The sequence below is a fragment of the Nonomuraea sp. NPDC050783 genome (assembly GCF_040802095.1).
In the GTDB taxonomy this organism is placed as follows: domain Bacteria; phylum Actinomycetota; class Actinomycetes; order Streptosporangiales; family Streptosporangiaceae; genus Nonomuraea.
Genome location: NZ_JBFAHK010000052.1, coordinates 1 through 12,270, shown reverse-complemented (window position 1 = coordinate 12,270; position 12,270 = coordinate 1). Strand labels below are relative to the sequence as shown.

Here is a 12,270-nt window from a genome sequence, read left to right as displayed (position 1 = left end):
TCGATTCGTGCCCATGACTTGTCGGTCAGCTCACCTCGTCGCACCACGACCGACATTCAACCGTGCACGTAGATCGTTTGTCAGACACTCCCTAGTCCTTCCGGACCTTCCGCCCGGCAACGGCGGCGGCCGATCCCGTACTGCCGCCCACCGTGAACAGCCGGGCGATGAGCGCGACGGCGAGGAGCACCGCCCCTCCACCGGTGACGACGATCGGCAGCAGGCCGGCGAACCCGTACCGCTGCAGCACCGCCTGGTGGACCTGTCCGGGCACCAGGCTGGAGAGCACACCGCCCTGCGTGAGGTTGACCAGCAGGGCCACCCAGTACGACCACGTCGAGCCGCGCAGCGCGGACATCCCCAGCACGTTCCCCGCCACGAGGATCGCGATGACGGCGCGGAGGTGGGCCAGGAGCCGCGGCAGCGCCGCCGGTGCCTCCGCCGCGCTCCTGCCGGCCAGCCGTAGCGCCAGGGCCGTCGTCTCTGGACTGGTGACCGTCCATCCGTACCCGAGGATCGCGATCGCGAAGACGAAGGAGCAGGCGAACGTCGCCCGCAGCAGGAGCGGGCTCCAGACGGGGACGAACTCGCGGGATGCCGCGGCCATGGCGAAGCCTTCCGTGACGTGGGGCCGGGTGGCTGCCTGCCACTCCGGCCGAACGGCGCGCGTGCCGGTCAGGGCACGAGGACGGGCTTGACGACCTCGCCGGCCGCGGCGGCCCGCTCGGCCTCGTTGACGCGGTCCAGCGGGAACGTCCTGATCAGCCTGTCGAACGGGAAGCGTCCCTGCTGCCACAGCCGCAGCAGCGCGGGGACGAGGAGGTGCGGGACGGCGTCGCCCTCGCAGATCCCCCTCACGTTGCGGCCGGCCATGAGGGTCCGGGCGTCCAGCACCACGTCCCCCTGGGGAGCGCCGACCAGGCCGCAGGTGCCGGTGGGCCGCAGCGCGGTGACCGCCGTGGCGATGACGGCGGGCAGCCCGGTGGTGTCGATCGTGTGGTGCGCCCCGCCGGTCACCTCGCGCAGGCGCGCGGGCAGCCCGTCGTCCGCGCCGTCGAAGGCGTGGGTCGCGCCCAGCTCGCGTGCCAGCTCCAGGCGTACCGGATTGACGTCCACGGCGACGATCGTGCTCGCGCCGGCGACCCGCGCGGCCATGACCGCGCTCAGGCCGACCGCCCCGGTGCCGAACACGATCAGGCTCGACCCCGCGGCCACCCCGAGCGCGTGCAGCACCGTGCCCGCGCCGGTCTGGATGCCGCAGCCCAGCGGGCCGAGCAGGCTCAGCGGCAGGTCCTCGCCGACCTTCACCACGTTGCGGGCCGCGACGAGCGCGTGCGTGGCGAACGACGACTGCCCGAACCAGCGGGCGGCGATCGGCTCCGCCCCGCCGTCGCGCACGGGGCTCGTGCCCTCGACCCCGCCTCCGGTGAGGTTGCGCGGGAAGAAGGTGTCGCAGTAGGCGGGATGCCCGGCCAGGCAGGTGTCGCAGCGGCGGCAGGAGTCGTAGGACAGCACCACGTGGTCTCCCTCCTGGAGCCCCGTCACGTGCGGGCCCACCTCCTCCACGACGCCGGAGCCCTCGTGCCCGAGGATGATCGGCAGCCGGGCCGGATATCCGGGCACGCGCGGCAGGACGTCGGTGTGGCAGATCCCGGCACCGGCGATCCTGACGCGGACTTCCCCGCTGCCCGGATCCGACAGCTCCACCTCTTCGATCCGAAAGGGAGCGTCGTGCCCACGCAGCACGGCCGCCTTGATCCGCATGACCTCTCCTCCCTCGCCGGCGGTCACCCGCGGCAGGCGGACAGGATCCGCGTGCCGCGCTCGTCGCGCTCGTCGCGCTTGTCGCGCAAAGCCTGGCCCAGGCAGGGGCGGCGACGCATCCGTCACGCGACTGGCCATCTCGCCGGCGCGCGGCCGCCGTCAGGGCGCGGCCGCCGTCGGGGCGCGGGCGTTCCCGCCGGGGAAGCGCCGCGTCAAGGGGTCAGCGGGGCGCGGCGGGGGAGGGCGCGTAGCCCAGCACGTGGTCGCGCAGCAGTTCGCCGGCGCGCGGGTCGTGACGCTCGAACGCCGCCACCAGGGGCTCGTGGTCGGCGGCGTTCTCCAGCGCGTGCGTACGGAACAGGCGGATGGACAGGTGCGTCCACACCTCGACGCCCAGCGACTCCCACACCGCCAGCAGCACGGCGTTGCCCGCGGCCGCGACGATCTCGCGGTGGAAGGCGACGCTGTGGCGTACCTGGCCGGGCAGGTCGCCGGCGGCGGCCGCCTCGTGCAGGCGGGCCAGGTGGACGCGCAGGGCCGCCGCCGGCGGGCGGCGGAGCCGTACGGCGGTCTCCTCCAGGCCGGCCCGGACCTCGTAGACCTCGCGTAGATCCGCCTCGGTGAGCCGGCGGATGCGGGCGCCCTTGTTCGGTGACGACTCGATGAGCCGCAGCGCCTCCAGCTCGCGCAACGCCTCGCGGACCGGGGCCTGGCTCACGCCCATCTCCGCCGCGAGCTGCCGCTCCACCAGGCGGTCGCCCGGCTGCCACCGGGCCGCGATGAGCCCGTCGAGCACGGCCTGGCGGATCTGGTCGCGCAGCGGCGAGCGGACGACGGGTCTCACCGTGCCAGTCTAGGTGACTCCCGTAATCTACCGATGATCGATCATCGGGTGTTTAATGAGGGCATGCACATTGACGGAGATCCGCAGGAGACCGCCGAGTGGCTCGAATCGCTGGAGGCGGTCCGGCGGGCGGCCGGTGCGGAGCGGGCGGAGTACCTGCTGAGAAGGCTGGCCACGAGCAGCCGCTCCATCAACACGGTGCCGACGTCGGAGGAACCCGACTACCCCGGCGACCTGGCGCTGGAGGAGCGCATCACCGCCTATGACCGGTGGAACGCCGCCGCCATGATCACCCGGGGCAGCAGGCTCGGGCTCGGCGGCCACCTGGCCACCTACGCCTCGGCCGCCTGGCTGTACGAGGTGGGCTTCAACCACTTCTTCCACGCCGAGCACGACCAGATCTACTTCCAGGGGCACGCCTCGCCGGGCGTCTACGCCCGCGCCTTCTTCGAGGGCAGGCTGAGCCGCGACCAGCTCGACCTGTTCAGGCGCGAGCCCGAGGGCGGATTGCCGTCCTACCCGCATCCGCGGGCGATGCCGGACTTCTGGCAGTTCCCCACCGTGTCCATGGGGCTGGGCCCGCTCAACGCGATCTACCAGGCGCGCTTCAACCGCTACCTGCACCATCGCGGCATCAAGGACACCTCGCGCAGCCACGTGTGGGCCTTCCTCGGTGACGGCGAGATGGACGAGCCGGAGGCCACAGCCGCCCTCACCCTGGCCGCCCGCGAGGGGCTCGACAACCTCACCTTCGTCGTCAACTGCAACCTGCAGCGGCTCGACGGCCCGGTCCGCGGCAACACCCGGATCGTGCCGGAGCTGGAGGGCGTCTTCAGAGGCGCCGGCTGGCACGTCGTCAAGGCGCTGTGGGGACGGGAGTGGGACCCGCTGCTCGCCTCCGACGAGCTGGTGGCCAGGCTGGACGTGATCCCCGACGGCCAGTTCCAGACCTTCGCCGCCTCCACCGGCGCCTACATCAGGCAGCACCTGCTGCACGGGCTGGACGGGCTGGACGGGCTGGACGTGCCGTACTCCGACGAGGACCTGCGGCGCATCGTCGGCGGCTCCCGGGCGGGCCACGAGCCGCGCAAGGTCCACGCCGCCTACCGCCGGGCGCTCGACCAACGCGGCGCGCCGACGGTCATCCTGGTGCAGACGGTCAAGGGCTGGACGCTCGGCGCCGGGATCGAGGCACGCAACGCCAACCACCAGATGAAGAAGCTCACCCAGGACGAGTTCCGCGCCCTGCGCGACCGGCTCGGCCTGCCGGTGCCGGACGACGCGCTCGACGGCGACCTGCCGCCGTACCTGCACCCGGGCCCCGACTCCCCCGAGGCGCGCTACGCGGCCGAGCGGCGCCGCGCCCTGGGCGGCTCCGTCCCGAGCAGGAAGGTCGCCCACCACCCGCTGGCGGCGCCGTCCGAGCGGCCCTTCCTGTCGGCGCAGAAGGGCTCGGGGCAGCCGGTGGCCACCACGATGGCCTTCGTCCGCCTGGTCAAGGAGCTGATGAGGGAGCCGGGCACCGGGCGCCGCTGGGTGCCGATCGTCCCCGACGAGGCGCGGACGTTCGGCATGGAGTCGCTGTTCCCCACCGCCAAGATCTACTCCCCGCTGGGGCAGCGCTACGAAGCCGTGGACCGGGACCTGCTGCTGTCCTACAAGGAGGCGGTCGACGGCCAGATCCTGCTCGAGGGCATCACCGAAGCCGGGTCGATGGCCTCCTTCACCGCGGCCGCCTCCAGCTACGCCACCCACGGCGAGGCCATGATCCCGTTCTACATCTTCTACTCCATGTTCGGCTGGCAGCGGACCGGCGACCAGATGTGGGCGCTGGCCGACCAGATGGGCCGGGGCTTCCTCGTCGGCGCCACCGCCGGCCGCACCACGATGACGGGGGAGGGGCTCCAGCACGCCGACGGCCACTCCCAGCTCCTGGCCTCCGCCAACCCCGCGTGCCTGGCCTACGACCCCGCCTTCGCCTACGAGGTGAGCGTGATCGTCCGCGACGGCCTGCGGCGCATGTACGGCCCCGGCGGCGAGGACGTCTTCTACTACCTGACCCTGTACAACGAGCCGATGCCGCAGCCCGCGATGCCCGAGGGGGTGCAGGAGGGCATCGTCAAAGGCATCTACCGGTACGCCGCCGGCGGCGGCCAGGCCCACCTGCTGGCCAGCGGCACCGCCATCCACTGGGCGCTGGCCGCGCAGCGCCTGCTGCGGGAGGAGTACGGAGTGGGCGTGGACGTCTGGTCCGTCACCTCCTGGAGCGAGCTGCGCCGCGACGCCATGACCACGACCGGCGTGCCGTACCTGCGGCAGGCGCTGCACGGCACCGAGGGCCCGGTGATCGCCGTCAGCGACTGGATGCGGGCCGTGCCGGACCAGATCCGGCCGTGGATCGACCGGCCGTGGGCGTCGCTCGGCACGGACGGGTTCGGCCTGTCCGGCACGCGCGAGTCGGTACGCCGGCACTTCGGGGTCGATCCGCGCTCGATCACCGACGCGGTGCTCAAGGCGGTCGAGGCGGCCGAGCGGGGCGGCCCCCGCTGACCCCGGCCGCCGGTGCCCTCCGGGCGGGGACGTCACAACGAGCCGGGCTGTCTTGTCTACCTGGTGAACGAGATCGTCAGGGAGGTTTCCGATGAGTCAGAGGATCGATGTCGCCAAGCTCGTGCCCGACATCTACCGCCACTTCTTCGCGGTGGAGAAGCTGCTGCACGACAGCGAGCTGCCCGTGGCGACGCTGGGACTGGTCAAGCTGCGGGCCAGCCAGATCAACGGGTGCGCGTACTGCGTGGACCTGCACACCCGGGACATGAAGAAGGCCGGGGAGAGCGACGAGCGGCTGTGGATGGTGGCGGCGTGGCGCGAGGCCACGGTGTTCACCCCGGCGGAGCGGGCCGCGCTGGCGCTGACGGAGGAGGCGACCAGGCTGGCCGACCGGGCCGTGGTGTCCGACGAGGTGTGGGGGGAGGCGGCCGAGCACTACAGCGAGGAGCAGCTCGCGCTCCTCGTGGTGGCCATCGGCATGATCAACAACTGGAACCGCATCCTGGTGTCCGCCCGGGTCACGCCGGGCACCTGACGCGCGTACCGCCGGGCCGCCCTGAACCGGCCCGGCCGGTACGGCCCCGGCGGCGGTGCCCGTGCGGTCAGGCCGTGGCCGCGCGGTCAGGCCGTGGCCCCGGCGTCCACGGTGATGGACGTGCCGGTGATGTTGCGCGCGCCCGGCCCGGCCAGGTGGGCCACGGTCGCGGCGATGTCGTCGGGCTCGCAGTAGCGGTCCAGCGCCGTGTAGGAACGTTCGGCGGGCGCGTCGGGCCCGTCGGCGGGGTTCATCTCGGTGTCGGTCGAGCCGGGGTGGACGAGGTTGACGGTGATGCCGCGGGGGCCGAGGTCGCGGGCCAGTCCTTTGGTGAGCCCGATGAGGGCGGACTTGCTCATCGCGTACAGGGTCCAGCCCGGTGTGGGCACGCGCTGGGCCAGGCTGCTGCCGATGGTGATGATGCGGCCGCCGTCTTTCATGTGCCGGGCGGCGGCCTGGGCGAGCACGAACGACGCGCGGGCGTGGACGGCCAGCGTCCGGTCCACGTCGTCCAGGGTGACGTCCTCGATCGGGCCGTACGGGGCGATGCCGGCGTTGTTGACGAGGATGTCCAGCCTTCCCAGCGTGGCGACGGTGTGCTCGACCGCTTCGGTCAGCGCCGTGGCGTCGGTGGCCTCCGCCGGCACGGCGAGCGCGCGGGCGCCCGTGGCTCTGATCTCCTCCACCACCGTTCCGGCCCGTCCGGCGGCGCGGGCGTAGGTGATGGCGACGTCCGCGCCCTCGCCGGCGAGGCGGCGGGCGATCGCCGCGCCGATGCCGCGGCTGCCTCCGGTGATGAGCGCCACCCGTCCGTGGAGCATGAGGTTCACCTTCCCCTTCAAGCGGAACTGATTCCGGTTAGAGTTAAGCGGAACTGGTTCCGGATGGCAAGTCGGTAGGATTGCGGCGTGACGCGGAGCCGGCGGCCCTCGACGCGGGACGACGCGAGCGAGCGGCACAGTGACGAGCCCAGCGACCAGCACGGGAGAGAGCCTGGGAACGAGCGCGGGAGAGAGCGCGGGAGAGAGCGCGGGAGCGAGCGCGGGAACGAGCGCGGGAACGAGCGGGCGGACGCGGCGCGCAACCGCGCGAAGATCCTCGCCGCGGCCGAGGAGATCGTGGCCGCCCACGGCGTGGACGCGCTGTCCATGGCCGACGTGGCCGCCGCGGCGGGCGTGGGAGTCGGCACGCTCTACCGCCGGTTCGGCGACCGGGCCGGCCTCGCCCACGCGCTCATCGACCGGCGCGAGCGGGAGTTCCAGGCGGCCTATCTCGGCGGGCCGCCCCCCCTCGGTCCCGGCGCGCCGCCGGTCGAGCGGATCCGTGCGTTCCTGCACGCGCTGGCCCGGCGTACCGTGGACCAGCTCGACCTGCTGCTCGTGGCGGAGACCGCGGGGCCGTTCGCCCGCTTCGGCGGCGCCTATCACGCCTACCATCAGCACCTGGCGATCCTGGTCGCCGAGGCCCGTCCGGGCCGCGACGCGTCCTACCTCGCCGACGCCCTGCTCGCCCCGCTGGCCGCCAACCTGCTGGCCTACCGGATCGGCGGGCGGCAGGCGCTCACCGTCGAGGCCGTCCAGGCAGGGCTCGACGACCTCCTGGCCGGGGTGGCGGGGCCGGACGGCGGAACCGCCGGCGACGAGCCGTGACGCCGCGGGCTGTGACGCCGCGGGCCGTGACGCCGCGGGCCGTGACGCCGCGAGCCGCAACGTCGGCGGGGGGCCTTACTGCGGCCCGTCCGGGACGAGGGGCAGGAGCAGTTCGTAGAGGCCGCGGAGCCGGTCGGCGTCGATGGGGGGAAAGACGACGGTCGCGCCCACCGCGAGCAGGTAGGGGAGAAGGGCCGCGGTCCGGGCTTCGTCGTCGCTGGCGGCGGCCGGTCGCCACACCCGTTGCAGCGCGGCCAGGCGTGCCTCGTCGAGGCGGGTCTGCACGGCGCGCACGTCGGGGTCCCAGGTGGCCCAGGCCCGCAGCGCGACCTCCAGCTCGGGCCGGTACAGGCCGGTGCCGCCGGTGCTGACGAGCTCCGTCAGGTGCGCGAGGACGGCGCGGGCGCCGCTCGCTCCCGCCGCCTCGGCGATGGCCTGGTCGAGCGTCTCCAGCGAGAGGCGCTCAAGATGGGCGAGCAGTTCCTTCTTGTAGCCCTCGGCGCCGTCGAAGTGGTGGTGGAAGGAGCCTTTCGACAACTTCAGCCGGGCGGCGAGCCGGTCGATGCGAATGCCCGCCGCGCCCTCTTCCGCGAGGACCTTCAACCCTTCGTCCAGCCAACGATCGCGTGCCGTGCCCATCCGGCGACCGTACCACAGGGTATGGTGCCCGCCGGGTCACGACAGGAAGCTGTAGAGGCCGGTGGCGATGCAGATCAGCAACATGCCGGTGGCGTTGAGGAAGAGGTTGCGGCCGAAGTCGCGGGCGATGACGTGCATCGTGATGGCGACGACGAAGTAGAGCACGAGCGCGGCGCAGGTGACGGCGGCGAGGTACGGCAGCCAGATGCCGATGATCAGGCCGGCCGCGGCGGCGAACTTCAGCGGCGGCATCATCCACCAGTAGCGTCGCGGCCAGTTCACGTCCTCGAAGCACTGGGCGACGAACGGCACGGGTTTGATGCACATGACGGCGTCGCCGGCCTGGATGAAGGCCAGGACGGCGACCGGCCAGACGGGGTCGGGCAGGGGGTGCATGTCTCTCCTCGGGGTTGGAGACGGTGCTGGATCACGTAAAATCATACTATACCGTATGGTATGGAGCCGAGGCATGGCGGCGCCCGTGCGCCGCGCCGGCGGCCGTTCGGCCGAGGTCGCGCCCGCCCGCCTCAGGCGTCCAGGTAACGTTGCAGGCTGTCGCCGACGGCGGCGACGAGGTCCTCGAACTCCATGGAAGCCAGCGGCTCCAGCCGGAGCAGGTAGCGGCCGACGATGATGCCGAGCCCCTGCGCGTGCATCAGGCCGGCCTTCGTCTCGATGTCGGGATCGTCGGGGAAGGCCGCCTTCAGGACGGGCAGCACCTGGCGCGCGACCAGCTGCTGCACGGCCCTGACCGAGTCCTCGTGGGTCATGGCCGAGCGGTGCAGCGCGGCCATCGCCTCGTTCTCGCCGCTCTCCCACGCTTCGAGAGCCGCGCGGGCGAAGCGCCGCCCGACCTCCTGGCGGGGCACGTCGGTCAGGTCCAGCGACAGGAAGCCGGCCCTGGTGCTCAACGCGAACAGGTCGGCCTTGCTGCCGAAGTAGCGCACCACCATCGCCGCGCTCACCCCGGCGTCCGCGGCGATCGCCCGGATGGTGGCCTTGTCATAGCCGTCCCTGGCGAACCTGGCCCGGGCCGCCTCGATGATCGCCCGCCGGGTGGGCGCCGAGCGCTCGCTGAAGCGCATGACCGGTGCCCACCCGCCACCGTCCGTGTCCGCGCCCGTTCCCATGCCGGCCGACGATATCAGCGCCCGCTCACCGCGGACGGAGCCCGCCCGGCGTGCCGCCCGGCGGTGGCGGCGACGCTCACCAGGTCACCGGCAGGCTGTGCAGCCCGTGGACGTTCGCGTCGTGCTTGAACGGCAGCTCGTCGAACGGCACGGCCAGCCTCAGGCCGGGAACCCGGCGGAACAGCGTGGTGTAGACGATGTCCAGTTCCATCCTCGCCAGGTTCTGCCCCAGGCACTGGTGGACGCCGTAGCCGAAGGCCAGGTGACCGCGCGCCGAGCGGTGGATGTCCAGCCTGTCGGGGTCCTCGAAGACGCGGGGATCGCGGTTGGCGGAGGACGCGGCGGCGATGATACCCTCACCCGCGCGGATGAGCACGCCGTCCACCTCGATGTCCTGGGTGGCCACCCTGGAGGTCGCCTGATCGACGATGGTGAAGTAACGCAGCAGCTCCTCCACCGCGCCGGCCATCAGCGACGGCTCCTCGCACAGCTCGGCGAGCTGGTCCGGGTTCTCCAGCAACGCGACCACGCCCAGGGAGATCATGTTGGCCGTGGTCTCGTGCCCGGCGACGAGCAGCGTGAGCGCCATCGCGGACATCGCCTCGTGGTCGAAGAGCCCGGCCTCCTGATATTTCACCACCAGACGGCTCAGCAGATCCTCCCCGGGATCGTCCACCTTGTCGCTGACCAGCCGGTGCAGGAACTCCCGTATCTCACGCATGGCCGCCGCCCGCCGTTCGGCGGTGGTGCTCTTGTGGAAGATCTGGGCGGTCCGGGCGTGGAAGAACGCCCGCTCGGAGTACGGCACGCCGAGCAGCTCGCAGATCACCAGCGACGGGACCGGCAACGACAGCGCCTGCACCAGGTCCGCGGGGCGCGGGCCGGCCAGCAACTGCTCGATCTGGCTGTCCACGATCTCCTGGACGCGCGATCGCATGCCCTGCACCCGCCGGACCGTGAACTCCGGGGCGAGCATGCGCCGGTACCGGTTGTGCTCCGGCGGGTCCATGGTCAGGATCGAGCCCTTGAGGTTCCGCTCGAAGCCGGGCATGACCAGCGGGAACCCCGGATGGGTACGATCGGAGCTGACATGCGGGTCCGTCAGCACCGCGCGCACGTTCGCGTGCCCCGTGACCAGCCAGGCGATCCTGCCACCGGGGATCGAGACCCGGGTGACCGGCGCCTGCTCGCGCAGCTCGGCATATCGGGGCGGCGGATCGAACGGACAGACCCGTCGCATGGGGAAATCCTCATTCGTGGTGTCGTTGATGGGAGTCACCTTCATTCACCGCTCGGCCATGTCGTGCTCCATCGGAATGGTCTTCCGAGATTAGGCCGACCACCCCGGGGTGATATCTGTCATTCGACTGGCCATCTGACCGGATGGAAACGCGACTTCGTACGGAAGAAACTCCGCATTGCCCTGACGAATGGCGCGGGCTCCACTATGACTGCTCGGACGAGGCCCGCCACGCGGGCGGGTGGACCAGTCGTCCGACGGATTTATCCGAGCACTCGCTTTTGTACCGTCTGCCGCGTGAGACGCACGATACGAAAGGCGAGGTGCCGACGGTGACGAGAGCCCGGTTCATACGGTGGTGCGCAGGCTTCCTGGTGCTGGCCACCTTCGCCGGCCGTCCCGCGTCCGCCGCGGAAGGCCGTTCGACCTTCTTGTACGAGGTCCCCGGCGAGCGGGTGTTCCCCGAGAGCCTGGCCGTTGACGACGCGCGCGGGATTTTCTATGTCAGCGGCGCCTTCGACGGCACCGTCTATCGCGGCCGGAAGGGCCGGACCGAGCTGGAGGTCTTCCTGCCGGCCGGAGGCGACGGCCGGACCACGGCCCAGGGCCTGCGCCTCGACGCGAGGGGCCTGCTGTATGTGGCGGGGGGCGTCACCGGGCAGATGTGGGTGTACGACACCCGCACTCGCGCGCTGGTACGCCGGTTCGACACGGGCCTCACCGATGAGGTCTTCATCAACGACGTCGCGCTGGACCGGGCGGGAAACGCCTATTTCACCGACTCCTACACCGCCGTCCTCTGGAGGCTCCCGGCCGCCGAGATCAAGCCCTCCCCGATGGTGGGAAGGGCCGAGCGTTTCATCGACCTGACCGGCACGACCGTGCGATACCAGGACGGTTTCAACCTCAACGGCATCGTGCTGGAGCATCACGGCCGCTCGCTGCTCACGGTCCAGTCCAACACCGGCAAGCTGTTCAGGATCGGCCTGGACACTCGCCAGGTGACCGAGCTCCCGGTCGAGCACGGGCCGCTCTACGGCGGGGACGGAATGACGTTCATCGGCGATCGGCTGCTCGTCACCCGCTACAGTCCCGACCAGCTCGACCTCCTGGACGTGGCCGGGAGCGGCGCCACCGTCACCCGCTCGTACACCGACCCGACCTTCCACTACGCCGCCAGCTCCGCGGCCTTGGGCGATCGGCTTCTCGTGGCCAACGCGCAGTTCGACCGTTATCACGCCGCGAATCCGGTTCTACCGTTCACCATCAGCGCCGTCCCGCTGGAGAACCTGGGCCGGTGACCGGTGACCGGTGACCGGTGGGGCGGTCACCGGTGGAGCCGGCCAGGTTATTCAGCAGGCAGCAGGACGGTGATCTGGCTGCTGCCCTCGACCACACCGCCCCGGCGGTGCGCGTCCCGCAGCGCTTCGGAGCCGGCGTGCCGGGCCGCGTCACTCGTGTCGGTGCTCTCGAACAGGACGACCACCTCGTCCGGGTCGGCGGCGTTCCTGGCGAGCAGGGCCAGGCGGAGACCGGCGGCCTCGCGTTCGGGGGCCAGGCTGTCGAACGCCTTGCGCCACACGTCGTAGTCGGTGAACCGCTGCCGGATGAGGAGGTACTGCATGATACGGCCGGCCTTTCGTCGGAGGAGTGAAGGGTCATGACGCGCAGAGGCCCTGAGACCCGCGGGCGTCCCGCCGGACCGTCGATGCCCAGCCGCCGGGCACGCCGGTACGCATCGTGTAAACGATTGATTGCAAACAACTGTATGCAGACGCTGACACAACCGTCAATCCGGCGGGTGACCAGGATGGAGCCCGCCGGTACACCTCGGCCATGCCGCCGCGCCCGACGACACCGTCGAGCTCGTAACGACCACCGAGTAGCCGAGGCTGAGTCATTTCCTGCACTGTCCCTTA

The 12,270-nt window shown here is 71.7% G+C and carries 13 protein-coding genes; 4 read left to right on the top strand and 9 right to left on the bottom strand.

Translation table 11 applies throughout. The features are described from left to right. Positions 1–91: 91 nt before the first annotated feature. The 3 genes from AB0H75_RS49915 to AB0H75_RS49905 all read right to left on the bottom strand — a co-directional run bounded on the left by AB0H75_RS49915 (position 92) and on the right by AB0H75_RS49905 (position 2,608). A complete protein-coding gene (locus AB0H75_RS49915) occupies positions 92–607 on the bottom strand; it encodes a hypothetical protein (protein WP_367809100.1) in 516 nt (171 codons plus the stop codon). 68 nt (positions 608–675) lie between these two features. Beyond that, positions 676–1,764 (bottom strand): NAD(P)-dependent alcohol dehydrogenase, encoded by a 1,089-nt coding sequence (locus AB0H75_RS49910; RefSeq protein WP_367809098.1) that lies wholly within the window; start codon positions 1,762–1,764, stop codon positions 676–678. A gap of 220 nt (positions 1,765–1,984) precedes the next feature. Beyond that, positions 1,985–2,608, bottom strand: a complete 624-nt coding sequence (locus AB0H75_RS49905) for a GntR family transcriptional regulator (protein ID WP_367809096.1) — start codon at positions 2,606–2,608, stop codon at positions 1,985–1,987. Between the two features lie 63 nt (positions 2,609–2,671). Between AB0H75_RS49905 and aceE the strand changes: the two genes are divergently transcribed. Both aceE and AB0H75_RS49895 read left to right on the top strand, forming a co-directional pair. Next, positions 2,672–5,158, top strand: coding sequence for a pyruvate dehydrogenase (acetyl-transferring), homodimeric type (aceE, locus tag AB0H75_RS49900; protein ID WP_367809094.1), 2,487 nt, complete (start codon positions 2,672–2,674; stop codon positions 5,156–5,158). Positions 5,159–5,249: 91 nt separating this feature from the next. Beyond that, positions 5,250–5,693 carry a carboxymuconolactone decarboxylase family protein gene (locus AB0H75_RS49895; RefSeq protein ID WP_367809092.1) on the top strand — a complete coding sequence of 148 codons (444 nt, stop codon included), beginning with the start codon at positions 5,250–5,252 and terminating at the stop codon, positions 5,691–5,693. 86 nt (positions 5,694–5,779) lie between these two features. Here AB0H75_RS49895 and AB0H75_RS49890 read toward each other — a convergent pair whose 3' ends face one another. Next, positions 5,780–6,514, bottom strand: a complete 735-nt coding sequence (locus AB0H75_RS49890; RefSeq protein ID WP_367809090.1) for an SDR family NAD(P)-dependent oxidoreductase — start codon at positions 6,512–6,514, stop codon at positions 5,780–5,782. A gap of 87 nt (positions 6,515–6,601) precedes the next feature. On the opposite strand from AB0H75_RS49890, the gene AB0H75_RS49885 reads away from it, so the two are divergent. Further along, positions 6,602–7,342 carry a TetR/AcrR family transcriptional regulator gene (locus AB0H75_RS49885; protein ID WP_367809088.1) on the top strand — a complete coding sequence of 247 codons (741 nt, stop codon included), beginning with the start codon at positions 6,602–6,604 and terminating at the stop codon, positions 7,340–7,342. 75 nt (positions 7,343–7,417) lie between these two features. Here AB0H75_RS49885 and AB0H75_RS49880 read toward each other — a convergent pair whose 3' ends face one another. From AB0H75_RS49880 to AB0H75_RS49865, 4 genes are all read right to left on the bottom strand, one after another. Continuing rightward, positions 7,418–7,981: a TetR family transcriptional regulator gene (locus AB0H75_RS49880; protein WP_367809086.1), complete on the bottom strand. Its 564-nt coding sequence runs from the start codon at positions 7,979–7,981 to the stop codon at positions 7,418–7,420. A 36-nt stretch (positions 7,982–8,017) separates the two neighbouring features. Further along, complete coding sequence (locus AB0H75_RS49875) at positions 8,018–8,377, bottom strand: DoxX family protein (protein ID WP_367809084.1); 360 nt, start codon at positions 8,375–8,377, stop codon at positions 8,018–8,020. 131 nt (positions 8,378–8,508) lie between these two features. Beyond that, the gene (locus AB0H75_RS49870; RefSeq protein ID WP_367809082.1) at positions 8,509–9,111 is read right to left on the bottom strand and encodes a TetR family transcriptional regulator; all 603 of its coding nucleotides are present in this window, start codon (positions 9,109–9,111) and stop codon (positions 8,509–8,511) included. Positions 9,112–9,187: 76 nt separating this feature from the next. Next, positions 9,188–10,351: a cytochrome P450 gene (locus tag AB0H75_RS49865; RefSeq protein WP_367809080.1), complete on the bottom strand. Its 1,164-nt coding sequence runs from the start codon at positions 10,349–10,351 to the stop codon at positions 9,188–9,190. 143 nt (positions 10,352–10,494) lie between these two features. On the opposite strand from AB0H75_RS49865, the gene AB0H75_RS49860 reads away from it, so the two are divergent. Next, positions 10,495–11,652, top strand: a complete 1,158-nt coding sequence (locus AB0H75_RS49860; RefSeq protein ID WP_367809078.1) for an SMP-30/gluconolactonase/LRE family protein — start codon at positions 10,495–10,497, stop codon at positions 11,650–11,652. Positions 11,653–11,699: 47 nt separating this feature from the next. Here AB0H75_RS49860 and AB0H75_RS49855 read toward each other — a convergent pair whose 3' ends face one another. Continuing rightward, positions 11,700–11,975, bottom strand: a complete 276-nt coding sequence (locus tag AB0H75_RS49855; RefSeq protein ID WP_367809076.1) for a hypothetical protein — start codon at positions 11,973–11,975, stop codon at positions 11,700–11,702. Positions 11,976–12,270 lie beyond the last annotated feature (295 nt).

Coding starts and splice junctions, on each gene's coding strand:
- AB0H75_RS49915 (WP_367809100.1), bottom strand. CDS start 607: ATGGCCGCGGCATCCCGCGAGTTCGTCCCCGTCTGGAGCCCGCTCCTG.
- AB0H75_RS49910 (WP_367809098.1), bottom strand. CDS start 1,764: ATGCGGATCAAGGCGGCCGTGCTGCGTGGGCACGACGCTCCCTTTCGG.
- aceE (WP_367809094.1), top strand. CDS start 2,672: ATGCACATTGACGGAGATCCGCAGGAGACCGCCGAGTGGCTCGAATCG.
- AB0H75_RS49895 (WP_367809092.1), top strand. CDS start 5,250: ATGAGTCAGAGGATCGATGTCGCCAAGCTCGTGCCCGACATCTACCGC.
- AB0H75_RS49890 (WP_367809090.1), bottom strand. CDS start 6,514: ATGCTCCACGGACGGGTGGCGCTCATCACCGGAGGCAGCCGCGGCATC.
- AB0H75_RS49880 (WP_367809086.1), bottom strand. CDS start 7,981: ATGGGCACGGCACGCGATCGTTGGCTGGACGAAGGGTTGAAGGTCCTC.
- AB0H75_RS49875 (WP_367809084.1), bottom strand. CDS start 8,377: ATGCACCCCCTGCCCGACCCCGTCTGGCCGGTCGCCGTCCTGGCCTTC.
- AB0H75_RS49870 (WP_367809082.1), bottom strand. CDS start 9,111: ATGGGAACGGGCGCGGACACGGACGGTGGCGGGTGGGCACCGGTCATG.
- AB0H75_RS49865 (WP_367809080.1), bottom strand. CDS start 10,351: ATGCGACGGGTCTGTCCGTTCGATCCGCCGCCCCGATATGCCGAGCTG.
- AB0H75_RS49860 (WP_367809078.1), top strand. CDS start 10,495: ATGGAAACGCGACTTCGTACGGAAGAAACTCCGCATTGCCCTGACGAA.
- AB0H75_RS49855 (WP_367809076.1), bottom strand. CDS start 11,975: ATGCAGTACCTCCTCATCCGGCAGCGGTTCACCGACTACGACGTGTGG.